Raw genomic sequence first — 23710 nt, 5'->3', positions numbered from 1 at the left:
CATGGCCGCTAAAATCGTACAGTTCAACACCGACGCGCGCGACAAGATGCTGCGCGGCGTCAACGTCCTCGCCAACGCCGTCAAGGTGACGCTCGGTCCCAAGGGCCGCAACGTCGTGATCCAGAAGTCCTTCGGCGCTCCGCGCTCGACCAAGGACGGCGTGTCGGTCGCCAAAGAGATCGAGCTGGAAGACGCCTTCGAAAACATGGGCGCCCAGATGATCCGCGAAGTCGCTTCGAAGACGAACGACAAGGCCGGTGACGGCACCACCACCGCGACCGTCCTGGCGCAATCGATCGTGCAGGAAGGCCTCAAGGCCGTCGCCGCCGGCATGAACCCGATGGATCTGAAGCGCGGCATCGACAAGGCCGTCACCGCTGTCCTCGCCGACATCAAGGCCTCGGCCAAGAAGGTCGAGAACAACTCCGAGATCGCCCAGGTCGGCACCATCTCGGCCAACGGCGACGCTGAAGTCGGCGAAATGATCGCCAAGGCCATGGCCAAGGTCGGCAACGAAGGCGTCATCACGGTTGAAGAAGCCAAGACCGCCGAGACCGAGCTGGACGTCGTCGAAGGCATGCAGTTCGACCGCGGCTACCTGTCGCCCTACTTCATCACCAACGCCGACAAGATGGAGGTTCAACTCGAAGAGCCTCTGATCCTGCTGTTCGAGAAGAAGCTGTCGTCGCTGCAGGCCATGCTGCCGATCCTGGAAGCCGTCGTGCAATCGGGCCGTCCGCTGGTGATCATCGCCGAGGACATCGAAGGCGAGGCTCTGGCGACCCTGGTGGTCAACAAGCTGCGGGGCGGCCTGCGCGTCGCCGCCGTCAAGGCGCCGGGCTTCGGCGATCGCCGCAAGGCCATGCTGGAGGACATCGCCGTCCTGACCGGCGGCCAGGTCATCTCGGAAGACCTGGGCATCAAGCTTGAGAACGTCACGATCGACATGCTCGGCAAGGCCAAGAAGGTCACGATCACCAAGGACGACACCACCATCGTGGACGGCGTCGGCGGCAAGGAAGAGATCGAGGCCCGCATCGGCCAGATCAAGCGCCAGATCGAGGACACCACCTCGGACTACGACAAGGAAAAGCTGCAGGAACGTCTGGCCAAGCTGGCCGGCGGCGTCGCCGTCATCCGCGTCGGCGGCTCGACCGAAGTCGAAGTGAAGGAAAAGAAGGACCGCGTCGACGACGCCCTGAACGCCACGCGTGCAGCCGTTGAAGAAGGCATCGTCCCCGGCGGTGGCATCGCCCTGCTGAAGGCGACCAAGGCGCTTGACGGCCTGACCGGCGACAACGCCGACCAGACCGCCGGCATCGCCATCATCCGTCGCGCCATCCAGGCCCCGATCCGCCAGATCGTGGAAAACGCCGGCGTCGAAGGCTCGATCGTCGTGGGCAAGGTGCTGGAAAACAGCTCCGCCACCTACGGCTTCAACGCCCAGACGGAAGAATACGGCGACCTGGTCGCCATGGGCGTGATCGACCCGGCCAAGGTGGTTCGCACCGCCCTGACCGACGCCGCCTCGGTGGCCTCGATCCTGATCACGACCGAAGCGGCCGTCGCCGACGCCCCCAAGAAAGGCGGCTCCGGCGGCGCCCCCGACATGGGTGGAATGGGCGGCATGGGCGGCATGGACTTCTAAGTCCAAGTCCTCCGAAGCTGAAATGCAGAAGGGCGGGGTCGCGAGACCCCGCCCTTTTTGTTTGGCTCACTTCCCTGTTCGCGAAGGCGAACGGAGAGGACAGGCGGTCGCGTCAGCGAGCGCCAGGAGAGGGCGACCGGGTGTCAGAAGCGGGCAGAGAGATCGTTTGCGTCCAAGTCGCCCCCTCCTGATCGTTACGCGATCTGTCCTCCCCATCGGCCTGCGCCGATGGGGAGGTGAGGGTTATTGTCTCAAAACTCCGAGATCGCGCCCGGCCGGCGTGAGCGGGTCTTCAGCCACATGACGCCCAGCAGGTCCGAGAAGGACGCCCGAAGCCGGCCCCAGTTGGTGTATTTCGAGCGGCCGACCTCGCGGTGGCGGTGGTCCACGTCGAGGTACTGGTTCCTGAACCCTTCGCGGATCATCAGGGCCGGCAGGTAGCGGTGGATGTGATCGAAGTAGGGCAGGCGCAGGAAGACGTCGCGGCGGAAAGCCTTCAGCCCGCAGCCGGTGTCGTCGGCGTCGTCGCCCAGCAGGCGGCGACGGATGCGGTTGGCCCAGATCGAGGCCTGGCGCTTGGCCTCGGTGTCCTGGCGCTTGGCGCGGCGGCCGCCGACCAGGCCGACGTCGGCGGGGGCGGCCAGCAGGGCGTCGACCAGGCGCGGCGCGTCGGCCGGCGGGTTCTGGCCGTCGCCGTCCATCGTCACGACGACCGGCGCGCGGGCCGCCAGCACGCCGGTGCGGACCGCGCGGCTCTGGCCCGCATTGGTCCCGTGGGCCAAGACGCGCAGGGCCGGCAGTTCGGCCATGGCGGCTTTCAGCTCGGCCAGGGTGGCGTCCCTGGAGGCGTCGTCCACGAAGATCATCTCGTAGGATCGTCCGTCGAAGGCGGCGGCGATCTCGCGCGCCAGGGGCACGGCGGCGCCGGCCTCGTCATGGACGGGAACGACGACGGAAATCTCGGGTGTCTCGACGGTCATCGCCGCTCCATAGAGGATAACGACGGCTTAGGGGAGACGGCTGACGACGGCGCGGTCGCCGTGTAAGGAGTCTGGAATGAAGACTTTTGATCTGGATGGCCGCATCGCCGGCTGGCGAGGCCCGCTCCTCGCGGCCCTGCTGACGCTGATCGCGGGCTTGCCCGGCCTGTTGCTGCTGCCGCCGCTGGACCGCGACGAGAGCCGCTTCGCCCAGGCCACGTCCCAGATGCTGGAAAGCGGCGACTATGTCGATATCCGCTATCAGGACGAACCGCGCTGGAAGAAGCCGGTCGGCATCTACTGGATGCAGGCCGTCGCCGTCGGCCTGACCTCGGATGTCGAGGACCGCGAGATCGCCCCCTATCGCATCCCCTCCCTGCTGGGCGCCATGCTGGCGGCTTGGGCCGTGGCCTGGGCCGGGTCGGCCATGCTGGGCAGCCGGGTCGGCTTCTTCGGCGGGGCCATCATGGGGGCGACCTTCCTGCTGTCGACCGAGGCGGGGATCGCCAAGACCGACGCCATGCTGTGCGGGGCGACCACCCTGGCCATGGCGGCGCTGGCGCGCATCTATATGGCGACACGGGCGGGCGAACGACCAATCCGGCTGCACAAGCTGCTGTTCTGGATCGGCATCGGCCTCTCGATCCTGATCAAGGGGCCGATCGGGTTCCTGGTCATCGCCCTGGCCATCATCGCCCTGTCGATCTGGGACCGGAACGTCAAATGGCTCTATCGCCTCGGCTGGGGCTGGGGGCTGCCGCTGGTCGCCCTGATGGTCGGGCCGTGGGCCATCGCAATCACCATCGCCACCGACGGCGGTTTCTGGCGCGAGGCCATCGGCGGCGACCTGGCGCCCAAGATCGCCGGCGCGCACGAAAGCCATTCGGGTTTCCCCGGCATGTATCTGCTGCTGGCGCCTCTGCTGTTCTTCCCCTCGACCCTGTTGCTGCCCGCCGCAGTCGCGACCGGCTGGAGCCGGCGGGCCGAGCCGGCCATCCGGTTCCTGGTCTGCTGGCTGGTGCCCGGCTGGCTGATGTTCGAACTGGCCCCGACCAAGCTGTGGCACTACACCCTGCCGACCTTCGGGGCGCTGGCCCTGCTGGCCGCCGCCGCCCTGGCCCAGCCGATCGGCAAGGTGTCGAGGATCACCGGCGCGGCGCTCGCGGCGTTTGCGGCCCTGCTGGTCATCGGCATCACCGTCTATGGGCTGACGGTCTATGGCACCTCGACGGCCCAGACCTGGGCGGCGCTGACGGTGGTCATGGCGCTGGCGGCGGGGGCGATGGGGGGTTTCCTGTTGCTGAACCGGGCGCCCGTCGCGGCCTTGGTCGCGTCTCTGGCCTTCGGCATCGTGGCCCATGCGGCCCTGGCCGGCACGATCCGGCAACTTCGGCCGCTGGCTGTCGCGCCGCAGCTTGAAAAGGCGCTGGAGGCGGCTGACCTGCATCCGCGCCAGGGCCGCACGCCGGGGCCGGTGGCGATCACCGGCTTCCATGAACCCAGCTTCGTCTTCCTGACCGGGCGCGACACCGATCTGACCGACGCGCAAGGCGCCGCTCAGGCCCTGGCCGAAGGGCGTCCCGCTATCGTCGAGGGGCGCGACGCCGACGCCTTCCGTGCGGCGGCGGCCCGACTGGGCGTGTCGGGGCGCGCGGTCGGGACGGTCAACGGCTTCAACTATTCGGGCGGGGACGAGGTCAACCTGACCCTCTATGCGCCGCCGCCCCGGAACGGGTCGGGCGCAGGAGGCTCGTGATGGGCCGGTTCATCCAGATCGTCGAGGTCGGTCCGCGCGACGGGCTGCAGAACGAAAAGGCCGTGCTGGAGCCCGCCGTCCGCGCCGATCTGGTGCGGCGGCTAGAAGGGGCGGGGGCGAAACGGATCGAGGCCGTCTCCTTCGTCCATCCCAAATATGTGCCGCAGATGGCCGGCGCCGAAGAGGTCATGGCCGCCCTGCCGCACGAGGCGGGCCGCAGCCGCATCGGCCTGGTGCTGAACGGCAAGGGTTATGACCGGGCGCTGGCGACGGGTGTGGACGAGGTCAATGTCTCGGTCGCGGCCACCGACGGCTTCGGCCTGAAGAACCAGGGGCTGGCGGTGAAGGATCAGCTGGCGATGCTGGGCGAGATCGTCGCGCGCAGGCACAACGCCGAAGCCAGCGACGGCGCGCCGTCGCTGTCGGCCATGATCTCGTGCGTCTGGGGCTGTCCGTTCGACGGCGAGGTCTCGGTCGATCAGGTCGCGGACATGGTCGGAGCCATCGCCGAGATGGGCGTAGGTGAGATCGGCTTGGCCGACACCATCGGCGCGGGCGATCCCTGGGCGGTGACGAAGAAGGTCGAGGCGGCCAGGGCCGCAGCGCCGAACGCGACCCTGCGCCTGCATTTCCACGATACGCGCAACACCGGCCTGGCCAACGCCTACGCCGGGGTCGAGGCCGGGATCGACGTGCTGGACGCCTCCGTCGGCGGCATCGGCGGCTGTCCGTTCGCGCCGGGCGCAACGGGCAATATCGCCACCGAGGACCTGGTCTATATGCTGACGCGGGGTGGGTTCGAGACGGGCTATGACCTGGACGCCCTGATCGCTGCGGCGCGCTGGATCGGTGAGGCCATCGGCCGGCCTGCGCCGTCGGCGCTCAGCCGCGCGGGCGGTTTCCCCAGGGACTGAGCCGGCGATGGCGGGCGACGAAGAACGGCGCTATTCATGATGAACAAGCGTGGCCGTCAGGTCGGACGCGAAGAGGGACCGACCATGCTGATCGCCATTCCGCTGCTGCTGATCCCCGTGGTGCTCTACAATGTCGTGGTCCTGTTCGGCGGATCGGGCGGCGACGCGGTGGTTCAGGCGGACGCCTTGCTGCGCGATCCGCTGTTCTCGATCACCATGACTTCGGGCGCGCAATGGACCATCGGGTCGGGCGACCTGATCCTGTTTCTGGGCCTGATCCTGCTGTTCTTCGAGCTGGTGAAGTCGACCTCCAGCCAGCGGGTCGCCATCATCAATCACGCCCTGTCGATGATCCTGTTCATCGCTGTGCTGGTGGAGTTCCTGCTGCTGCCCGGCTTTGCGACCTCGACCTTCTTCCTGATCGTGATCATGATCCTGCTGGACGTGCTGGCGGGCTTCATCGTGACGATCATCTCGTCGCGAAAGGATTTCGATTTCGGAACCTGATCATGCCCGTCACCCTCGGGCTTGTCCCGAGGGCCTACGGCGGCGCTTAACGGACGGACGCGCAATGAGGCTTGTGAGCCCCATTAATCCGTCGCATCCTGCCTAAACGTAGGCCCTCGGGACAAGCCCGAGGGTGACGAACTTGGGGTAAATTCTCGGCCTCAAGCAGGCCGAAGGCCGGTAGGCCTACGAAAAAGCCGTGAAGATCAGGGCGACCACGGCGACGTCGAAGAATTTGGCGGCGAAGGCGGCGGGCATGGGCAGGTCCGGCTGAGGGCGTTCTGCCGCGCCTCCAGCAAACCTCGTGCCGCCAAATCAGATGTCGGTCTTGGCCGCCTTGCCCGCAACCGGACGACGCTCGGCCGAGCCGGAATATTCGGTTCCGAGATAGGCGGAGCGCGCCGCATCCAGCACCGGCGGGCCGCCGCGCAGGCCGCGCTTCTGGCCGCTCTGGCCCATCTGCTGGGCGACGAAGGCGGCGGCGCCCGGCTCGATCGCCGGAAGGACGGCAGCTCTTGCCGGGGCAGGCTGGGGCTCGATGACCTCGGGCGCATCGACCGGCACCAGGGCGCGCGAGGCCGAAAGGGCGCGCCGCTCGCGTTCGCGGCGGTCGCCTTCGCGACGATCCACGCGCTCCGGCCCGCCCACAGCCTGGATCCGGTCGGTCATTTGGGCTTGGCGCCCGCCAACTTGTCGATCTGGCGGCGCATCTCGTCCATCTGGCGGCGCATTTCGTCCAGGGCGTCGGGCGCCTCGGCGGGCGGGGCTGCGTCCGGCTTGGCGTCGGGCACGGCCGTCGGTTCGGCGCGCGGATAGCCGAAGGCCGGGAACATCTGCATCGCGCGCTCGAACATGGCCATATTGGCCTTGGCCGTCTCCTCGATCAGGGTCGCGCCCGAGCCGGTGCCGAAGGCGCGGCCGATCTGGCTGGCGAACTGTTCCTGCTGGCGGCCGAAGTTGGCCAGCGACATCTCCAGATAGGAGGGCAGGACGCCCTGCATCGAGCCGCCGTAAAAACCGATCAACTGGCGCAGGAACTGCACCGGCAGCAGGGCCTCGCCCCGGCTTTCTTCCTCGAAGATGATCTGAGTCAGGATCTGGCGGGTCAGGTCGTCGTTGGTCTTGGCGTCATAGACGACGAAATCGACGCCCTCGCGCACCATGGCGGCTAAGTCTTCCAGCGTCACATAGGTGCTGGTCCGCGTATTGTAGAGACGGCGGTTCGCATACTTCTTGATGACGACCGCGTTCGCCTCGTTCTTGTTTCCACCCTTGGTTTTTTCGTCAGCCACGCTTGTTCTCGCGATGTTGCAACGCGTCACTATCCCCCCTTGCGCGCCGAAGCGCCAGAGGCAGCCGCTAAAGCGGGCTGCCGCTGCGTCAATGCGCCGGGTGCGGACGGATCAGCCGTGGCTCATGGCAGGGGCCAGGACGACGCCCACCAGAACCGCCGTCCAGTGCACCGTCGCGCCGGTGACGACGAACCCGTGCCAGATGGCGCGGCGGAACTTCACGCGCGGGCTCACGAAGACGAAGACGCCGGCTGTGTAGATCAGGCCGCCGATGACCAGCAGGGCCAGGGCGACGGGATGCACCGTCTCGACCATCGGCTTCAGGGCCGCGACCGCCAGCCAGCCGAAGACGACATAGACGCCGCTCCAGAACTTGTCCGAGATGCGCGGCGCGAACAGCTTCACCCCCGCGCCCAGGAAGGCCAGGGTCCAGATCAGGGTGGTGAAGCCGATGGACCACATCCCCTCGAACCGCTGGGTCGTGAAGGGTGTGTAGCTGCCGGCGATCATCAGGAAGATGGCCGCCTCGTCCAGCCGCCGCAGCACGGGACGCGCGGCGCAGGGATTGGTCCAGTTGTAGATGGTCGAGGCCGTCAGCATGCCGACCAGGCACAGCGCATAGATGGCCGTCGCCATGACGCCGCCGATGCCCGTATAGACGCCCGCCAGACCCGCCAGGATGATGCCGCCGACCGCCGCCAGCATCAGGCCGACGACATGGACCCACAGGTCCGCCAGTTTCTCGGCGCGGGTCGGATAGTGCTCGATCATGTCCAGCTCGTCCGGCGTGCAGACGTGGGTGACGAGACGTTTCAGCGTGCGAAGCATGGCCTTCCAATCCGTGGATCGCGTCTATCGTTCCCGGATAATGCGCCGACAGGATGACGATTGGCTGAATCCGGCCGGGCTCCTATCGTCGCAGGTGACGAACACGCTGCGATGCGGCAAAACGGCCACGCAGACCTATTCAGCAGAGAGTGAAATCCCATGACCGACGTCGTCATCGTTTCCGCCGCGCGTACGCCGGTCGGTTCTTTCCTGGGCGCCCTGTCGTCCCTGCCGGCGTCGAAACTGGGCGAGATCGCCATCAAGGCGGCGCTGGAGCGGGCCGGCGTCTCGGGCGACGAGGTGGACGAGGTGATCCTGGGTCACGTCCTTCAGGCCGCCGCCGGTCAGGGGCCTGCGCGTCAGGCCGCCGTGGGCGCCGGGGTGCGCAAGGAAGCCGCCGCCTGGAGCCTGAACCAGATCTGCGGCTCGGGCCTGCGCGCCGTCGCCATCGCCGCCCAGCAGATCGCCCTGGGCGATGCGAAGATCGTGGTCGCCGGCGGACAGGAGAGCATGAGCCAGGCACCGCACGCCCAGGCCCTGCGCAACGGTCACAAGATGGGCGACGTCGCCCTGGTCGACACCATGGTCAAGGACGGGCTGTGGGACGCCTTCAACGGCTATCACATGGGCCAGACGGCCGAGAACATCGCCGACAAATGGTCGATCAGCCGCGAGGCCCAGGACGAATTCGGTCTCGCCAGCCAGCACAAGGCCGAGGCGGCCCAGACCGCCGGCAGGTTCGACGACGAGATCGTTCCCGTCGTCATTCCCGGCCGCAAGGGCGATGTGACGGTCGACAAGGACGAATACATCCGCCACGGCGCGACCCTTGAGCTGATGCAGAAGCTGAAACCCGCCTTCGCCAAGGACGGCAGCGTCACCGCCGCCAACGCCTCGGGCCTGAACGACGGCGCTGCCGCCCTGGTGCTGATGAGCGCGGACGAGGCCAAGGCGCGCGGGCTGGAGCCGCTGGCTCGTATCGCCTCCTACGCCACGGCGGGCGTCGATCCGTCGATCATGGGCACGGGGCCGATCCCGGCGTCCAAGAAGGCGCTGGAGAAGGCGGGCTGGAGCGTCGCCGACCTTGATCTGGTCGAATCCAACGAGGCCTTCGCCGCCCAGAGCCTGTGCGTGGTCAAGGAACTGGGTCTCGACCCGGCCAAGGTCAACGTCAACGGCGGCGCCATCGCCATCGGCCACCCCATCGGCGCCTCGGGCGCCCGCATCCTGACGACGCTTCTGTTCGAGATGAAGCGGTCGGGCGCCAAGAAGGGGCTGGCGACCCTGTGCATCGGCGGCGGCATGGGCGTGGCGATGTGCGTCGAGCGGGGGTGATCTGCTGATCAAGCCTTCTCCCAGTGGGAGAAGGTGGCCCGCAGGGCCGGATGAGGGTCGGATGGTGGGCCAGATCGCACCACCGAACCCTCACCCTTTCGCGCCAAGACCGATCGCTGACGCTCTCGGGCGCTCAAGCCCTCTCCCATCGGGAGAGGGAGGCGTTAGTCAGTCCGCCGCCGGGTATTCGAACGGATCGCTCGGCGTCGGCTGGGTCGGCAGCGGCATGCGCGGCAGGGGCTCGTCGCGGTTGGCGGCGTTCAGCAGGAAGCTCGCCAGGATGACGGCCGCCTGGCGCAGGTCCTCGGCCTTCAGGTGATCGTAGCTGTCGATGCTGGTGTGGTGCAGGCGGCTGGAATAGTCGAGCGGGTCCTGGATGAACTGATATCCCGGTACGCCTACCGACTGCATATAGACGTGATCGGTGCCGCCCGAGTTGCGCAGCGAGACCGTCGTCGCGCCCATGCTGGCGAAGGGCGCCAGCCATTCCTGGAAGATCGGGGCGGCGGCCACATTACCCTCGGCGTTGATGCCGCGGATCTTGCCCGAGCCGTTGTCCAGGTTGAAATAGGCGACCAGGTCGCGATAGCCCGCGCGCGGCTCGATGGGCCAGCGGCTGCGCCAGGTGCGGTTGTTCGACAGGCCCGCCAACGCCGGATCGTTCGACGGCGCCCGCGTCGCCAGATGCTGGTCCACATAGGCCAGCGAGCCGAGAATGCCCTGCTCCTCGCCGTTCCACAGGGCGAAACGGATGGTGCGTTTGGGCCGCACGTTCAGGGCTTTCAGGATGCGCGCCGCCTCTATGACCACTGCGCTGCCGGCGGCATTGTCCACGGCGCCGTCCGAGGCGACCCAACTGTCCAGGTGGGCGCCGGCCATGACGTATTCGGTCCCGCGGGCCGTGCCGGGGATGTCGGCCAGGATGTTGTAGGCGTTGACGTCCTCGTCGTGGAATCGGACCTCGCTGTTCAGCTCCAGCGTCGGCGGAGCATCGGTCAGGGCCAGGCGGGCCAGGCGGCGATAATCCTCGGCCGCCAGCTCCAACCCCGCCAGTTTCGGCGTGGCGCCGACCTGATAGGTGTAGCCCGTGCCGTGCAGCAGGCCGCCGTCGCGCTGGGAAATCCGCACCCAGGCCAGGGCGCCCTGTTCGACCAGGAAGGCGTCCAGCTCGTTGGCGAAGTTGACGGTCTTCAGCGATCGTTCGATGGCGGCCGGCGAATGCTGCGGCTGATTATAGACGTTGCGCTCGGCCAGCTCGGCGCTGGTCCAGCGGCGGAAGGCCGGCTCGGTCGGCTCGGACCCCGTGCCCGGCTGGGACAGCATGACGATCTTGCCCGACAGTTTGCCGCGCCATTTGTCGAAATCCTCGACCTTGGAAATCGGGGCCACGATCACGCCGCCGCTGATGGTCCCATTGGTCGAAGGCGTCCAGGCCACCGGAATGGCGCGCAGGTCCAGCGGACGCGGCGCAGTCATGCGGGCGCTGGAACGGACGATGGACCAGCCCCGGCCGAACTCGAATCCTTCGGCGCGAACGTTGGACAGGCCGTAGTTCGTGAACTGCGCTTGAGCCCACCGTTCGGCCTCGCGCATCTGCGGCGAGTTGGTCATCCGCCCGCCGATCCGGTCGGTCAGATAGGCGGCGGTCTGCATCACCTGGCTGTGGTTCAGCCCCTGGTCGATGATGCCGTTGACGGCGACGCGGTCCACCGACTGGGCGGCGACGGGCGTGGCGAGAAGGGCGGCGGCGGATACGAAGGCGAGCAGACGCGACATGGATTCCCCAAGAAAGCCCAATGGCTGAACAGGGGCGCATCTGATGCGATCCGCCTAAGGAGTGCAAACCGCAAACCGTATTCAGGCCGCGACGATCAGCCCCATGTTCAGCCCCAGGGGCCGCGCGGCTCCGTCGGGGTGGCGGGCACGCCGGTGGTCGAGCTCGTGAAGCCGGCGGCGGGCCGAGGCTGGGCCAGGTCCGGCGTTCGCGGGCGCGGCTGCATCCCCATCTTGGCGCCCAACTCCAGCAGCGCCTTGACGCGATTGAGCGTCGCCGGGTGGGTCGAGAACAGGTTGTCGGCCCCGCGACCCGCCAGCGGATTGATGATGAACATCTGGCCCGAGGCCGGATTGCGCTCGGCCGTCTGATTGGTGATCCGCTTGGCGTAGGCGTCGATCTTCTGCAGGGCGCTGGCCAGGGCCTGGGGATCGCCCGCGATCTCGGCGCCGACGCGGTCGGCCTCGTATTCGCGGCCCCGGCTGATCGCCATCTGCACCAGGCCGGCCGCCATGGGCGCCAGGATCATCAGGGCCAGGGTTCCGATGATCCCGCCCGGCCGTTCACGGTCGTCTCCGCCGCCGAAGAACAGGGCGAAGTTGGCCAGGGCCGCGATGGCGCCGGCGATGGTCGCCGTCACCGTCATGATCAGGGTGTCGCGGTTCTTCACATGGGCCAGTTCGTGCGCCATCACCCCGCGCACCTCCTCGCGCGTCAGCATGTCCAGCAGGCCGGTGGTGGCGCAGACGGCCGCGTTCTCGGGATTGCGGCCGGTGGCGAAGGCGTTGGGCTGGTCGTTGGGAATGATGGCGACCTGGGGTTGGGGCAGGCCGGCGTCGCGGGCCATCTGGCGCACGTCGGCGACATAGTTCCTGACCACGGCGTTGGGGTGCTGCTCGTCGACCGGCTGGGCCCGGTACATCTTCAGCACGATCTTGTCGGCGTTCCAGTAGCTGAACAGGTTCATCCCGCCTGCGAACAGCAGGGCGATCGCCATGCCGGTCGCGCCGCCGATCAGGTAGCCGACCCCTGCGAAAAGGGCCGTCATCGCCGCCAGCAGGATGAAGGTCTTCAGGTGATTCATCGCGGTTCCGTCACCCGATCCGGCCGCTGTGTCTGGCGTCACGGGTTTGATCCTCTATTTGAGAGAAGGCGCATCAAGCCTCAAGGGAGCCGCCCTGTGACCGAACATCCCACCCCCGGCCCGGACAACGACGCCGAAACGGCCTCTGCCGCCTCCGCCTTCAACGCCGACGTGCCCCACGCCACGCCCGAACGCCCCCTCAGCGAGGCCGCCCGTCGCGCCCTTCAGGAGGCGGCCGATCGTCGCGCGGGCCAGGAGGCGGTTCAGGCGGACACGGAATACGGCGGCCCGTCCGGTCCCGAACCGACCCGTTTCGGCGACTGGGAGAAGAAGGGGCTGGCGGTCGATTTCTGACCCGCTGATCCTGTCGGCGCGGGGAAAACGGTTAACCACGGCTTAAGAAACAGGCGCCGGATTTGCCAGTGCAGGGACAACTCAGAGGAGTCTGTCCCGTGACGATACAGTCGATACTTACCGCCGCATCGGCGGCACTGCTGCTCTCGGCAGCGCCCGCTCTCGCCGGAGGGCCCGGAGGCCACGGCGGCGGATATGGCGGCGGCCATGGCGGTCAACCCGGCGGCTGCGGCGGCGGGTGCGGTGGCGGCGGCTACCAGGGCGGTGGCGGCCATTACGGCGGCGGCAACTACAACGCCAATCACAACGTCAATGTGAACGTGAACGGCGGGGCCTACGCCAACGCCAATGCCTATGCCAACTCGGGCGCCTATGCTGGCGCCTCCAGCTATTCGGCGATCAACGCCCGGTCCTATTCCAGCTCGTCCAGCTTCCAGCGCGGCTATGTCGGCGGCGGCACGACCTATGTCGGCAGTGGGGGCTATTCGGACGGCTATTACGGCGGCGGATACGGCGGCGGCGTGAGCACGACCTCGGTCCTGGTCGGCCGTCCGCCGGTCAGCGCGCCCGTTGGCTATCCGGTCTACGGCTTCGGCCGCGACTATATCGGCTGGCGTCCGTATCAGCAGGGCCGCCCGGCCGACTGCAACTGCCGCCCGCCCGTTCGCCCGCCGGTGCGTTACGAGCAGCGCTATGAGCAGCGTTACGAGCAGAGCTACGTCGAGCAGCCCCCGGTCTATGTCCAGGCGCCGCCGGTGCAGGTCGCGCCCCAGCGCATCTATGTCGCTCCGTCGCAAATCAACTTCGCCCCGCCCCAGATCGAGATGGGCCCGCCCACCTATATCGAGCAACCGCCCATCTATGTGCAGGCGCCGCCGGTCAACATCGGGCCTCAGCGCGTCCAGGTCGCCGCGTCTCACGTGAACATCGCCCCGCCGCAGATCGAGACGGGCGGTCCGGTCTATTACGATCAGGCCCCGGTCTACGTGCAGTCGGCCCCGGTGAATATCGGCCCGCAACGCATCCAGGTCGCCCCCGGCCAGGTCAATATGGCCCCGCCTCAGATCGAGACCGGCGGCCCGGTCTATGTCGATCAGTCGCCCGTCTATGTGCAGTCGGCGCCGGTGAACGTCGCCCCGGCCCAGATCTATGTGGCCCCGCCGGAGGTGAACACCATGCCGCCGCCTCCCCCTCCGCCGCCGCCTTCGGGCTACTATGGCGACCTGCCGCCGCCGGAAGCGCCCGCGCCCCACGCGCCGCCGCGCCACGGCTATGCCCAGGAGCCGGGCGAGCGGGGCTGATCGCCTCGCGGTAGGACAACCGAGGACGAAAAGGTCGCCCTGGTCTGTCTCAGATCAGGGCGATCTGCTGTGCGATCTCTTGCGCCGCCGCACGGGGATCGGCCGACGCCGTGATCGGCCGGCCGATGACCAGATGGGTCGCGCCGGCCTGAAGCGCAGCCTGCGGGGTCGCCGCCCGCGCCTGGTCGTCCAGCGCCGCGCCGACCGGCCGCACGCCCGGCGTCACGATCAGGAAGTCCGGCCGTCCGGCCTCGATGGCCAGGGCGCGGGCGCGGGCCGCCTCGTGCGGGCTGGAGACGACGCCGTCGATGCCGGCCTCCAGCGCCTGACGCACGCGTCGTTCGACCAGTTCGCCCGGCGACAGGCTGTGGTCGTCTGCGAACAGATCCTCGGCCGTCAGGCTGGTCAGGACCGTGACGCCCAGCACCTTCATGTTCGAACCGGCCGCGCCCCGCGCCGCCGCCGCCATCACCTGCGGACGGGCGTGGACGGTCAGCAGATCGCAGTCGGCGTCGGCCAGGTTGGCCGTCGCCTTCTCCACCGTCGCGCCGATGTCGTGCAGCTTCCAGTCCAGGAAGATCTTGCGCCCTTGCGCCTTCAGCTCGCGCGCCAGGTCCATGCCGCCGACCGCGAACAGTTGAAGTCCGATCTTATAGAAGCTGACGGCGTCGGCGATCCGCGAGACCAGGGCGGCGGCTTCGGCCGTCGTCGGCACGTCCAGGGCGCAGATGATCCGTTCGTCAGATGCACGATTGGGCGTCGCTGTGTTGGTCTGGGTCATCGACGGACTCGCGCTTAGCGGCTATGCCGAACATGAGGGCGCGTCGGCAGGGCGGCGTGATGGATTGAGGGCGAGGGCAGGCGATGAACGCAGTCGATTTGGGTGTCAACCTGTTCGTGACCCTGTTCGCCCTGCTGGACCCGATCGGCAATCTGCCGATCTTCGCCGCAGCCACGGCAGGCGCGACCCTGCGTCAGCGGATTTCCGTCTCGGCCCTGATCTGCGCCTTCGCCGCCGTCTTCCTGGCCTTCTTCCTGTTCACGGGCCTGGGCCTGCTGCAGTTCTTCGGCATTTCGCTGGCGGCGTTCCGCATCGCGGGGGGCATTCTGCTGCTGTTCCTGGGGCTGGACATGGCGCGCGGCGACTTCCTGGCCATGTTCGCCGACAAGGACGCGCTCGCCGACACCAAGGACGTGCGCGGCTATGCCCGTAGGCGCTTCCAGCGCCTGGTCGTGCCCTTCGCCATTCCGCTAATGATCGGCCCCGGCGCCATATCCGCCGTCATCATCCAGGCGGGCGAGGCGGCAAAGCTGGGTTATGCGGGGACCATGGGGTCGCTGGCCGCCATTACCGCCGCCTGCGCCGTCTCCTTCGTCTGTTTCGCCCTGACCGGGTCGCTCAGCCGCCTTCTGGGCGAGGTGGGCATGGCCATCATCGTGCGCGTGCTGGGCCTGATCCTGTGCGCCCTGGCGATCCAGTTCATCCTGCTGGGCCTGGGCGAGGCCATCCCCGGCATGATCTCCGGCGCGGTGACGACGCCCTATCCCGCGGCGAAGTAGGCCTCAGTCCTCGTCGTCCTCGATGGCGTGGATGTCGTCGTCGGTCAGGCCCAGATGGTGGCCGATCTCGTGGATCAGGACGTGGGCGATCAGTTCGCCGATCCCCACGTCGCCGCGCTCGCACCATTCGTCCAGGATCGGGCGACGATAGAGGAAGACCCGCGACGGCTCGGCCGCCGGCCCCAGGCTGTCGCGCCGGCCGATGTCCACGCCGTGATACAGGCCCGTCAGCTCGAACGGATCCTCGATCTCCATCTCCGCCAGCGTCGCCTCGTCGGCGAAGTCGTCGATGCGGATGACCACCTCGCCCGCCGCCTGTTTGAAAGGCCCCGGCAGGGCGTCGAACGCCTCTTGCGCCAGCCTGGCGAAGTCGTCGAGGGAGGGGGCGATCGCGTCGGTCATGACAGCGATATCGCGGTCCCGAGGGGGCGGCGCAACGGGGCGCGATGACGCGATCACGAACCTGCCGCTTTTTCGCGCGCTTGGGGTATGGTTACCGAATCGGGGCGCACACTCTCCAGGGACACGAATGGCCGAGGCCGACATCGCCTATGTCGCCACAGCGGGCGCAGCCGGACTGGCCATGGCCGTCAGCGCCTGGGCCTTGCTGCTGCGCGGACGGTTGAACGACACGGCCGTGCAGGCCGAGCGCGAGCGGGTCGAGGCCCTGGCCGACCTCAGCCGTCACGACGCCATGCTGCGCGCCTTCGACGACGTCAGCCTGGCCCTGACGCCGGACGGTCAGGCGGCTGGCGCGCCCATCGGCTCGGCCGAACTGATCGCGCGCCTGGCGGGCGACAGCGACGAGGTCGGCGCCGCCGTCCTCGCCAAGCTCGAGGTCACCCACGACGCCCTGATCGAGGCCCTGGTGCAGTCCGGCCAGGCCTTCGAGGGGCTGGTCGCGCTGGACGATGTCGAACCGTGGCGGATCGAGGGGCGGGTCGCCGGCGGTTCGGCCTGGCTGCGGCTGTCGCCCGCGTCGCGCTTTACCCTGACCGGCGCCGATGCGACCGAAAGCGGCTTGGCTATGCTGGGCGACGCCTCGCCCATGCCGACCTGGGTCGTGGACGGAACCGGCAAACTGGCCTGGGCGAACCGCGCCTGGCTGGCCGAGATCAACGCCGAGACCATCGAAGCCGCCATCGAGGAAGGCCTGTCGTTCGACCGCGGGGCGGACGCCCTGGTCGCCGAGGCCGCGCGCCTGGGCGTGCGCCAGGAAGGCTTTCGCTGGACGACAGGCGGGGGGGCGCGCCGCGCCTGGCGCATCATCGCCGAACCGGCGGGCGGGGGCGCCGTCACCGCCTTCGCCATCGAGGTGACCGAGGCGGAAGAGACGCGCGACACCCTGCGCCGCCACGTCGAAGCCCATGACGAAACGCTGAACCACTTAGCCGACGCCGTCGCCATCTTCGGCCCACAGAAGCGGCTGGCCTTCCACAACACCGCCTTCCAGACCCTGTTCGACATCGACTCAGCCTGGCTGGACGAACGTCCGACCCATGCCGAACTGCTGGATCGCCTGCGCCAGCGTCGCAGCCTGCCCGAAGTGGTCGATTACGCGGGCTGGAAGGCGCGCGAGCTTGAGTTCTATGGCGCGTCAGAGGCCTCGCCGGACGACAGCTGGTCCTTGCCGGACGGGCGCACCCTGCGGGTCGTGCGCCAGCCGCACCCGCTGGGCGGCATATTGCTGATCTTCTCGGACATTACCGACGAGCTGAAGCTGCGCAGCCGGTTCAACGCCCAGATCCAGGTCCAGCGCGCGACCCTGGACAAGCTGAACGACGCGGTCGCCGTGTTTGGATCGGACGGTCGGCTGAGGCTGCACAACGAGGCGTTCGAGACCTTCTGGAACCTGTCGGTCGACCGGATCGCGGCGGCGTCGGACTTCGACGCCCTGGCCGAACTGTGCAAGGCCGTGCTGCCCGATCCGGCCCTGTGGCTGGGGTTGAAGGCGCGGGTCGCCGATCCCGATCCCGAGAGCCGCGTGGCGATTTCAGGCGAGGGCCGCACCGTCGATGGACGCGTCGCCGCCTGGCAGACCCGACCGCTGCCGGACGGCGCGACCCTGGTGGCCTTCTCGGACGTGACCGCCCGGCGGGGGCTGGAACAGGCCCTGGTGCAGCGCGAACAGGCTCTGGCCGAAAGCCAGGCGCTGAAACGCGAGTTCGTCGGCAGCGTCTCCTATGAGCTGCGTACGCCCCTGACGACCATCGTCGGCTATTCCGAACTGCTGGAGACCATGGGCGACCTGCCCGAGCGCAGCCGCCAGCACGCCGGCGCCATCCGCATCGCCGCCAGCCAGCTGGCCCGCTCCATCGACGACGTTCTGGACATGGCCCAGATCGACGCCGGCGAGATGGAGCTTTCGCTGGGCGACATGCGCGTCAGCGACCTGCTGAACCAGGCGGCCGAGAAGGTTCGTGCGCGGGTCGAGGGACGCGGCGCGACCCTGACCGTCTCCTGTCCCGCCGACCTCAAGCCGATCCGCGCCGACGAACACCGTATCGGCCAAGCTTTAGATCATCTTCTGGAAAACGCCGCCCGCGCCGTGTCCGAGGGCGGGGCGGTGGAGCTGAAAGCCGAGACCGGCGCAGCCGAGGTCCGCCTGACCGTGTCCGACACCGGGCGCGGCATCCCCTATCACCTGCAGGCCCATGTCTTCGACCGCTTCGTGCGGCGTGAACGCGGCGGCCCCGGCGTCGGCCTGGCCCTGGTCAAGGCCCTGGTCGAACTGCACGGCGGCTGGGCCGAGGTGGAAAGCGAACCCGGCAAGGGCGCCGCCTTCATCCTGCACCTGCCGCTGGGCGCGTCGACGACCGCCGCAGCGCCCGAGCTTCAGCTGGAGCTCTGAACTAGCGCCGCGACGCCTTGGACGCATCCCGAGCCGGGCCGAACTCGGCGCCTTGGTTCCATTCCGGCCATTGATCGCTGTCCGCCAGCTCGCGTCCGACGGCGTAGATCAGGGCTGTGTCGGCGGCTGCGGCGTCCATTTTCCAGGTCGCATCCCATTCGTCCGTGGGCTGATGATAGCGGTTCTGGACATAGTCTCGGCTGGCCGCGCTGGCGCCCGTGAAGCCCGCTGCGGGGAACAGGGCCGGCACGCCGCGCAGGGCCAGGGGGAAGTGGTCCGAGCGATAGAAGGCCCCGGCCTGGGGCGCCGGATCGGCGATCAGGGTGCGGCCGGCCTGGGTCGCGTGGCGGGCCAGGACATCGTCCAGCTGGTTCTTGCCCTTGCCGATGACGACGACGTTGGGGTCGATCTCGGTCCCCGGCAGCAGGCTGTCGACGTTGATGTTGGCCACCGTGGTCTCCAGCGGCCAGACCGGATTGGCGGCGTAATAGGTCGAGCCCAAGAGGCCCGCCTCCTCGCCCGACCAGGCGGCGAAGACGACCGACCGTTTGGGGCGCGGACCGTCGGCGAAGGCGTGGGCCAGCTCCAGCAGGGCGGCGACGCCGGTCGCGTTGTCCACCGCCGCATTATAGATCTTGTCGCCCTCGGCGTTCGGGTTGCCGACGCCGTAGCCGTCCCAGTGGGCCCCGTACATCACGGTCTCGTCCGGGCGTTCGGCGCCGGGGATGCGGGCGATGACGTTCTTGGTCTCCACCTTGTCGGCGATCTGGCCGAAATCCACGCTCATGGTCAGGCCGGGCAGGACGACGGGCTTGAAATCGGCGCGGCGGGCGCTGTCCTTCAGGGCGGCGAAGTCCAGGCCGGCGGCGGTGAACAGTTCCTCGGCCTTGGCCCGCTGGATCCAGCCCTGGAAGGGCGCGCGCTCGGCGTCGGGATCGGCGCGGACGATGTCGAACTTGGGCGCGGCAGACGAATTCTGCAGCACCGACCAACCATAGCCGGCGCCGTCCGTCTCGTGGACCACCAGCACGCCCGCGGCGCCGCGACGGCCCGCCTCCTGGAACTTGTAGGTCCAGCGGCCATAGAAGGTCATGGCGGCGCCGTCGAACTTGCCCGCCACCGGATCGCCTTCGGGGGCCTGGAAGTCGGGATCGTTGACCAGGACGACGATGACCTTGCCGCGGACGTCCACGTCCTTGAAGTCGTCCCACTGACGCTCCGGCGCGGTCGCGCCATAGCCGACGAAGACCACGGGCGCGTCGGTCACGGTGATGTGGTCGGTCGGGCGGTCGCTGGAGACCAGAACGTCCGGTCCGCGTTCCAGGCTGATCGTCCTGCCGCCGACGGTCGCGGCGACTGTCGCCGGGCCGTCCTGGCGTGTGCGCGACAGATGGGCGACCTGGACGAAGGCGCCGTCCGGTCCGCCGCCCTCGGCGCCCGCAGCGCGGAACTGTTCGACCAGCCAGGCGACGGTCTTCTCCTCGCCCGGCGAGGCGGGGGCGCGGCCCTCGAATTCGTCCGACGCTAGGACCCGCACCGATTCGTTCATCCGCGCGGCGTCGACGTTCGGCGCGGCCTCCTGCGCCAGGGCGGGGGAACAGGTCATCATCAGGGCGAGGGCTGAAACGGTATGCAAGGTGCGGCGCATCGGAAACTCCTGATCGAACCGCCCGACCCTGCCTTTCTCAGTCGCGGCTGTCGAGCCAGTCGATGACGCCGTCGGCTGCCACCACGCCCGACGCGAAGCTGGCCTGAAGCAGATAGCCGCCGGTCGGCGCCTCCCAGTCCAGCATTTCTCCGGCGACGAAGACGCCGGGTCGCGCCTTCAGCATCAGCCGTTCGTCCACCCCGTCCAGCGCCACCCCACCGGCCGAGGATATGGCCCGTTCCAGCCCCTGCACGCCGGTCAGGGTCAGCGGCATGGCCTTGATCCGTTCGGCGATGGCACGGGGTGAGGCGGGCAGGGGGCCGGCTTCGTACAGCAGGGCGACGGCGGCGGGATCAAGCCCGATCGCCTTCCTCAGATGGTTCGACAGGCTGGCCTTGCCGCGCGGCTGTGACAGACGTTCAGTCAGCCGCCCGGTCGCCACGTCGGGCTTCAGGTCGATCCGAATCTCGGCCTGTCCGTCCGCCTCGACTGCCGCCCGCAGCACGGCCGACAGGGCGTAGACGGCGCCGCCTTCGATGCCGTAGCGGGCGATCATCGCCTCGCCACGCGCCGTTCTGTCGCCGTGGGTGATGGCGACGCCCTTCAGCGGTTGGCCGGCATACCGATCGCGCAAAAGCCTAGACCAGGCGACGTCGAACCCGACGTTTGCGGGTCGGAACGGCGCGACTTCGGTTCCGGCCTCTTTGATCCACGGCGCCCAGGCCCCGTCCGAGCCGAGACGCGGCCAGCTTGCGCCGCCCAGGGCCAGAACCACGGCGTCCGGACGCTCCAGCCCTTCGCCGTCCGGCGTCTCGAACGCCAGCGCCCCGTCACGCCAGCCGGTCCAGCGCGAGCGGGTGCGGATCTCGACGCCCAACCCCTCCAGCCGCGCCAGCCAGGCCCGCAACAGCGGAGAGGTCTTCATCGCCTTGGGAAACACCCGGCCGCTGGATCCGACGAAGGTCTCCTGTCCCAGGGCCTCGACCCAGACGGTGAGGTCCGCAGGCGTGAACCGGTCGATCCAGGCGGCGGCTGCGGGCTGGGCAGCGCCATAACGGGTGGTGAACCGATCCAGCGGTTCCGAATGGGTCAGGTTCAGGCCGCCGCGCCCGGCCATCAGCATCTTGCGGGCGACCGACGGCATCCGCTCGTGCACCACCACGGTCTCTCCCGCTTGCGCCAGCCGCTCAGCGGCCATCAGTCCGGCGGGACCGGCGCCTATCACATGGACAGTTCGGGAGGGCGTCGGGCGAGGGGACTGTTGCATGGCGTCGCTTTGCGCGCTTGCGGCGGCGCTGGCTATAGGCAGCAGCGTCGCTATGTTCCGTACCATGAGCGTTGCATTCACCCGCGAAGAAGATCTCGAAGCCACCGCCGCCGACCTGGCGGACCGCCCGATCTCGCCCCATCCCAATCTGGTTACGCCGGAAGGGCTGGCGATGATCGAGGTCGAACTGGCCTCGGCGCGCGCCGCCTATACCGCCGCCCAGGTGAAGGGCTCCATCGAGAGCGACCGCACGGCGATGGCGCGCGCGACGCGCGATCTTCGCTACTGGTCCGCCAGGCGGGCCTCGGCCCAGCTGGTCGAGCCGACCGAGGATGACGGCGCCGTGCGGTTCGGCGGCTCGGTCTCGATCGAACGCGAGGACGGTCGCGCCCAGACCTGGCGCATCGTCGGCGAGGACGAGGCCGATCCGGCGGCCGGCTCGGTCAGCCATGTCTCGCCCCTGGCCCGCGCCGTCGTGGGCAAGCGGGTCGGCGACGAGGTGATCGTGGCGGGTCAGTCGGCCGAGATCGTCGCCGTCAGCTAGATCCTAGCTCTGGGCTTCTTCGTCGCCCAGCATCTCGCGCATCATGTCCAGGATCAGCTTTTGCTTGCGCGGCGGCAGGCGTGGCGCGAGGCGGGCGATCTCGACGCTGTTCTTGGTCGGGCGATGTTCGTGGTCGAAGGCCGGCGCCTCTTCGGCCACGCCGACCGAGGCGCCGCCATAGCCGTCGAAGAAGAAGGGGATGCCGACCTTCATGAAGTCGGCCATTTCGAACAGTTTCGAGGCAGATACGCGGTTCGTGCCCTTCTCGTACTTCTGAACCTGCTGGAAGCTGACGCCGACGGCCTTGGCCAGGGCGGTCTGGGTCAGGCCCAGGTCCAGACGCTTTTCCTGAACGCGACGGCCGACATGGCGATCGACGGGATGCGGATCCTCGTCCTTGTCACGCGCCATCCGGGTTCCCTTGCTTCAGATCGCCAACCGATTCGAGCGAACCCTAGATCGTAAAATCAACGGCCACAAGGATAGGAGGAGCGCCGTTAGAGCAGCCAAGAAGAACGGCCAGTCTCCGAACCGGCCATAGGGCGTGATCCCGGTCGGGCGCGGCAGCGGCGCGTCGATCACCCCCATGACGCCGGGGTCCAGCCGTTGACCATCCACGATCCGGCCCCAGGGGTCGATCATGGCCGAAATCCCCGTCGGCGTGGCGCGCGCGATGGGCAGGCCGGTCTCGATGGCGCGATAACTGGCCAGGTTCAGATGTTGGCGCGGGCCGGACGTGGCGCCGAACCAGGCGTCGTTGGACGCATTGACGATCCACTCCGGGCGGCCCGCAGATCCGGGCGTGAAGCCGGGGTAGAGGCTCTCGTAGCAGATCAGCACCTGGGCCGGCGGTGCGCCGGGGAAAGAGATCGGCGCCGGCGTGGGCCCTGCGGAAAAGTCGCTGGGCATATGCACCAGGCTGCGCAGGCCGATGGCGGTCATGATCCCGCCTAGCGGCAGGTATTCGCCGAACGGCACCAGCCGGTGCTTGTCATAGACGGCGGCGACCCTCAGACCCGCCCCGCCCTCGTCGGCCAGGGCGAACAGGCTGTTGTAATAGCGGCCGCCCTCCGGCGCCGTCGGGTCCGCCTCGCCGCGCGCCAGACCCATCAGCAGGGTCTGTCCGGGCCGCAAGGCGCCGGCGATGGCCTGGGCGTCGGCCGAGGCGAAGACGTCATTGGCCGAGGCGGGCAGGGCGCCCTCGGGCCAGACCACGACATCGGGCGTGCGCGCCGCCGCCTGACCCGTCAGGGCGACATAGCGATCGACGATGGAGCGATAGGCCTCGGGCGACCATTTGGTCTCCTGCTTCACATCGGCCTGGACCAGACGCACGACCGTATCGGTGAACTGCAGGTCGGCTTGCGCCAGCCTGACGGCGCCGAACGTCCCGACGGCGATCAGGGCCAGGGCGCCCAGGCCGGCGGAAATCAGCCGGCTGCGCTTGGCGCCCGGTCCGATCAGCGGGGCGAAGGCCGCCGTCGCGGCGACCGTCACCAGGCTCAGCCCATAGACGCCGACGACCGAGGCGAACTGGGACATGCCGCCGCCCGCACGCCAGGTCGCGCCGGCCGGGTTCCACGGGAAGCCGGTCAGCACATGGCCGCGCAGCCATTCGGCGGCGCAGAACAGGGCCGCGAACAACAGCACCCGAACCGCGCCCAGCGGCGCGAACCGGCGATAGAGGGCGCAGGCCGCGCCCCAGAACAGGCCCAGGCCAGCGGGCAACAGGCTGGCGGCGAAGGGCGCCATCCACGCCTGTTCGGGATTGACGAAGAAGGCCTCGGCCACCCACCAGCAGCCGATGAAGAAATAGGCGAAGCCCGCCAGCCACCCCATCCAGAAGGCGCCTCGCGCCGTGTCGGACCGTTCCGACAGGATCATCAGCAGCGGATAGCCCAGCAAGCCGATCAGCACCCCGAACGGGGGATGAGCGAAGGCGGTCCCGGCGCCGGCCAACAGCGCCAGGGCGATGCGGATCAGACGCCAGGTAAGCGCGCGTTTCTTGTCGGGCAGGGCGCGGATCGGGGCCGCGAAACGGTCCAGCAGGGCGTCGGGAAACATGGA

Annotated in this window: 22 protein-coding genes; 10 read left to right on the top strand and 12 right to left on the bottom strand. The window is 68.6% G+C overall.

Features of this window, described 5'->3' with window-relative positions; translation table 11 throughout:
• The first annotated feature begins 1 nt into the window (after position 1).
• On the top strand, positions 2-1648 hold the full coding sequence (groL, locus tag ACP693_RS15560) for a chaperonin GroEL (RefSeq protein WP_135194468.1): 1647 nt from the start codon (positions 2-4) through the stop codon (positions 1646-1648).
• A gap of 251 nt (positions 1649-1899) precedes the next feature.
• Here the strand turns inward: groL and ACP693_RS15555 are convergent, their stop codons facing one another.
• Positions 1900-2628 carry a glycosyltransferase family 2 protein gene (locus tag ACP693_RS15555; protein WP_425981712.1) on the bottom strand — a complete coding sequence of 243 codons (729 nt, stop codon included), beginning with the start codon at positions 2626-2628 and terminating at the stop codon, positions 1900-1902.
• Between the two features lie 76 nt (positions 2629-2704).
• Between ACP693_RS15555 and ACP693_RS15550 the strand changes: the two genes are divergently transcribed.
• The 3 genes from ACP693_RS15550 to ACP693_RS15540 all read left to right on the top strand — a co-directional run bounded on the left by ACP693_RS15550 (position 2705) and on the right by ACP693_RS15540 (position 5805).
• A complete protein-coding gene (locus ACP693_RS15550; RefSeq protein WP_426020586.1) occupies positions 2705-4384 on the top strand; it encodes an ArnT family glycosyltransferase in 1680 nt (559 codons plus the stop codon).
• Positions 4384-5298 carry a hydroxymethylglutaryl-CoA lyase gene (locus tag ACP693_RS15545; RefSeq protein ID WP_425981719.1) on the top strand — a complete coding sequence of 305 codons (915 nt, stop codon included), beginning with the start codon at positions 4384-4386 and terminating at the stop codon, positions 5296-5298. The genes ACP693_RS15550 and ACP693_RS15545 overlap by 1 nt, the downstream gene beginning before the upstream one ends.
• Positions 5299-5382: 84 nt before the next feature.
• Positions 5383-5805: a hypothetical protein gene (locus ACP693_RS15540; protein WP_426020744.1), complete on the top strand. Its 423-nt coding sequence runs from the start codon at positions 5383-5385 to the stop codon at positions 5803-5805.
• Between the two features lie 315 nt (positions 5806-6120).
• Here ACP693_RS15540 and ACP693_RS15535 read toward each other — a convergent pair whose 3' ends face one another.
• The 3 genes from ACP693_RS15535 to trhA all read right to left on the bottom strand — a co-directional run bounded on the left by ACP693_RS15535 (position 6121) and on the right by trhA (position 7925).
• Positions 6121-6474, bottom strand: coding sequence for a hypothetical protein (locus ACP693_RS15535; RefSeq protein ID WP_426020585.1), 354 nt, complete (start codon positions 6472-6474; stop codon positions 6121-6123).
• Positions 6471-7097: a polyhydroxyalkanoate synthesis repressor PhaR gene (gene phaR, locus ACP693_RS15530; RefSeq protein WP_426020584.1), complete on the bottom strand. Its 627-nt coding sequence runs from the start codon at positions 7095-7097 to the stop codon at positions 6471-6473. The genes ACP693_RS15535 and phaR overlap by 4 nt, the downstream gene beginning before the upstream one ends.
• Before the next feature lie 111 nt (positions 7098-7208).
• Positions 7209-7925 carry a PAQR family membrane homeostasis protein TrhA gene (gene trhA, locus ACP693_RS15525; RefSeq protein ID WP_426020583.1) on the bottom strand — a complete coding sequence of 239 codons (717 nt, stop codon included), beginning with the start codon at positions 7923-7925 and terminating at the stop codon, positions 7209-7211.
• 159 nt (positions 7926-8084) lie between these two features.
• Here trhA and ACP693_RS15520 point away from each other — a divergent pair, with 159 nt between their 5' ends.
• Positions 8085-9260: an acetyl-CoA C-acetyltransferase gene (locus ACP693_RS15520; RefSeq protein WP_426020582.1), complete on the top strand. Its 1176-nt coding sequence runs from the start codon at positions 8085-8087 to the stop codon at positions 9258-9260.
• A gap of 168 nt (positions 9261-9428) precedes the next feature.
• Here ACP693_RS15520 and ACP693_RS15515 read toward each other — a convergent pair whose 3' ends face one another.
• Complete coding sequence (locus ACP693_RS15515; protein ID WP_426020580.1) at positions 9429-11036, bottom strand: M20/M25/M40 family metallo-hydrolase; 1608 nt, start codon at positions 11034-11036, stop codon at positions 9429-9431.
• 107 nt (positions 11037-11143) lie between these two features.
• Positions 11144-12118, bottom strand: a complete 975-nt coding sequence (htpX, locus tag ACP693_RS15510; RefSeq protein WP_426020743.1) for a zinc metalloprotease HtpX — start codon at positions 12116-12118, stop codon at positions 11144-11146.
• Positions 12119-12214: 96 nt separating this feature from the next.
• Here htpX and ACP693_RS15505 point away from each other — a divergent pair, with 96 nt between their 5' ends.
• Both ACP693_RS15505 and ACP693_RS15500 read left to right on the top strand, forming a co-directional pair.
• Complete coding sequence (locus tag ACP693_RS15505; protein WP_426020579.1) at positions 12215-12472, top strand: DUF1674 domain-containing protein; 258 nt, start codon at positions 12215-12217, stop codon at positions 12470-12472.
• A 98-nt stretch (positions 12473-12570) separates the two neighbouring features.
• Positions 12571-13773 carry a hypothetical protein gene (locus ACP693_RS15500; RefSeq protein WP_426020578.1) on the top strand — a complete coding sequence of 401 codons (1203 nt, stop codon included), beginning with the start codon at positions 12571-12573 and terminating at the stop codon, positions 13771-13773.
• A gap of 49 nt (positions 13774-13822) precedes the next feature.
• On the opposite strand, the gene pyrF is transcribed toward ACP693_RS15500, so the two are convergent.
• Positions 13823-14554, bottom strand: coding sequence for an orotidine-5'-phosphate decarboxylase (gene pyrF, locus ACP693_RS15495; protein WP_426020577.1), 732 nt, complete (start codon positions 14552-14554; stop codon positions 13823-13825).
• An 83-nt stretch (positions 14555-14637) separates the two neighbouring features.
• Between pyrF and ACP693_RS15490 the strand changes: the two genes are divergently transcribed.
• Positions 14638-15333: a MarC family protein gene (locus tag ACP693_RS15490; protein ID WP_135194479.1), complete on the top strand. Its 696-nt coding sequence runs from the start codon at positions 14638-14640 to the stop codon at positions 15331-15333.
• A 3-nt stretch (positions 15334-15336) separates the two neighbouring features.
• On the opposite strand, the gene ACP693_RS15485 is transcribed toward ACP693_RS15490, so the two are convergent.
• On the bottom strand, positions 15337-15735 hold the full coding sequence (locus ACP693_RS15485) for a metallopeptidase family protein (protein ID WP_409716712.1): 399 nt from the start codon (positions 15733-15735) through the stop codon (positions 15337-15339).
• Between the two features lie 127 nt (positions 15736-15862).
• Between ACP693_RS15485 and ACP693_RS15480 the strand changes: the two genes are divergently transcribed.
• Positions 15863-18184 (top strand): ATP-binding protein, encoded by a 2322-nt coding sequence (locus ACP693_RS15480; RefSeq protein ID WP_426020576.1) that lies wholly within the window; start codon positions 15863-15865, stop codon positions 18182-18184.
• Between the two features lies 1 nt (position 18185).
• On the opposite strand, the gene ACP693_RS15475 is transcribed toward ACP693_RS15480, so the two are convergent.
• On the bottom strand, positions 18186-19832 hold the full coding sequence (locus ACP693_RS15475; RefSeq protein ID WP_426020575.1) for a M28 family metallopeptidase: 1647 nt from the start codon (positions 19830-19832) through the stop codon (positions 18186-18188).
• A gap of 37 nt (positions 19833-19869) precedes the next feature.
• Positions 19870-21099 (bottom strand): TIGR03862 family flavoprotein, encoded by a 1230-nt coding sequence (locus tag ACP693_RS15470; protein ID WP_426020574.1) that lies wholly within the window; start codon positions 21097-21099, stop codon positions 19870-19872.
• A 64-nt stretch (positions 21100-21163) separates the two neighbouring features.
• Here ACP693_RS15470 and greA point away from each other — a divergent pair, with 64 nt between their 5' ends.
• On the top strand, positions 21164-21643 hold the full coding sequence (gene greA / locus ACP693_RS15465; RefSeq protein ID WP_426020573.1) for a transcription elongation factor GreA: 480 nt from the start codon (positions 21164-21166) through the stop codon (positions 21641-21643).
• A gap of 3 nt (positions 21644-21646) precedes the next feature.
• On the opposite strand, the gene ACP693_RS15460 is transcribed toward greA, so the two are convergent.
• Together ACP693_RS15460 and lnt are read right to left on the bottom strand one after the other, a co-directional pair.
• Positions 21647-22054 (bottom strand): helix-turn-helix domain-containing protein, encoded by a 408-nt coding sequence (locus ACP693_RS15460; protein WP_426020572.1) that lies wholly within the window; start codon positions 22052-22054, stop codon positions 21647-21649.
• Positions 22055-22069: 15 nt separating this feature from the next.
• Positions 22070-23707, bottom strand: a complete 1638-nt coding sequence (gene lnt / locus ACP693_RS15455; RefSeq protein WP_426020571.1) for an apolipoprotein N-acyltransferase — start codon at positions 23705-23707, stop codon at positions 22070-22072.
• Positions 23708-23710: the final 3 nt, after the last annotated feature.

Source organism: Brevundimonas sp. TWP1-3 (genome assembly GCF_049896085.1).
In the GTDB taxonomy this organism is placed as follows: Bacteria; Pseudomonadota; Alphaproteobacteria; order Caulobacterales; family Caulobacteraceae; genus Brevundimonas.
Note: the sequence above shows the minus strand (reverse complement) of the source record. Positions and strands in the feature narration are given on the sequence as shown.

Bases quoted from the DNA above. Each gene is read 5' to 3' on its own strand.
- ACP693_RS15555 (WP_425981712.1), bottom strand. From the start codon at position 2,628: ATGACCGTCGAGACACCCGAGATTTCCGTCGTCGTTCCCGTCCATGAC.
- lnt (WP_426020571.1), bottom strand. From the start codon at position 23,707: ATGTTTCCCGACGCCCTGCTGGACCGTTTCGCGGCCCCGATCCGCGCC.
- ACP693_RS15540 (WP_426020744.1), top strand. From the start codon at position 5,383: ATGCTGATCGCCATTCCGCTGCTGCTGATCCCCGTGGTGCTCTACAAT.
- ACP693_RS15550 (WP_426020586.1), top strand. From the start codon at position 2,705: ATGAAGACTTTTGATCTGGATGGCCGCATCGCCGGCTGGCGAGGCCCG.
- ACP693_RS15485 (WP_409716712.1), bottom strand. From the start codon at position 15,735: ATGACCGACGCGATCGCCCCCTCCCTCGACGACTTCGCCAGGCTGGCG.
- greA (WP_426020573.1), top strand. From the start codon at position 21,164: ATGAGCGTTGCATTCACCCGCGAAGAAGATCTCGAAGCCACCGCCGCC.
- ACP693_RS15460 (WP_426020572.1), bottom strand. From the start codon at position 22,054: ATGGCGCGTGACAAGGACGAGGATCCGCATCCCGTCGATCGCCATGTC.
- ACP693_RS15470 (WP_426020574.1), bottom strand. From the start codon at position 21,099: ATGCAACAGTCCCCTCGCCCGACGCCCTCCCGAACTGTCCATGTGATA.
- htpX (WP_426020743.1), bottom strand. From the start codon at position 12,118: ATGAATCACCTGAAGACCTTCATCCTGCTGGCGGCGATGACGGCCCTT.
- ACP693_RS15515 (WP_426020580.1), bottom strand. From the start codon at position 11,036: ATGTCGCGTCTGCTCGCCTTCGTATCCGCCGCCGCCCTTCTCGCCACG.
- groL (WP_135194468.1), top strand. From the start codon at position 2: ATGGCCGCTAAAATCGTACAGTTCAACACCGACGCGCGCGACAAGATG.
- ACP693_RS15535 (WP_426020585.1), bottom strand. From the start codon at position 6,474: ATGACCGACCGGATCCAGGCTGTGGGCGGGCCGGAGCGCGTGGATCGT.
- ACP693_RS15545 (WP_425981719.1), top strand. From the start codon at position 4,384: ATGGGCCGGTTCATCCAGATCGTCGAGGTCGGTCCGCGCGACGGGCTG.
- trhA (WP_426020583.1), bottom strand. From the start codon at position 7,925: ATGCTTCGCACGCTGAAACGTCTCGTCACCCACGTCTGCACGCCGGAC.
- pyrF (WP_426020577.1), bottom strand. From the start codon at position 14,554: ATGACCCAGACCAACACAGCGACGCCCAATCGTGCATCTGACGAACGG.
- ACP693_RS15480 (WP_426020576.1), top strand. From the start codon at position 15,863: ATGGCCGAGGCCGACATCGCCTATGTCGCCACAGCGGGCGCAGCCGGA.
- ACP693_RS15520 (WP_426020582.1), top strand. From the start codon at position 8,085: ATGACCGACGTCGTCATCGTTTCCGCCGCGCGTACGCCGGTCGGTTCT.
- ACP693_RS15475 (WP_426020575.1), bottom strand. From the start codon at position 19,832: ATGCGCCGCACCTTGCATACCGTTTCAGCCCTCGCCCTGATGATGACC.
- ACP693_RS15490 (WP_135194479.1), top strand. From the start codon at position 14,638: ATGAACGCAGTCGATTTGGGTGTCAACCTGTTCGTGACCCTGTTCGCC.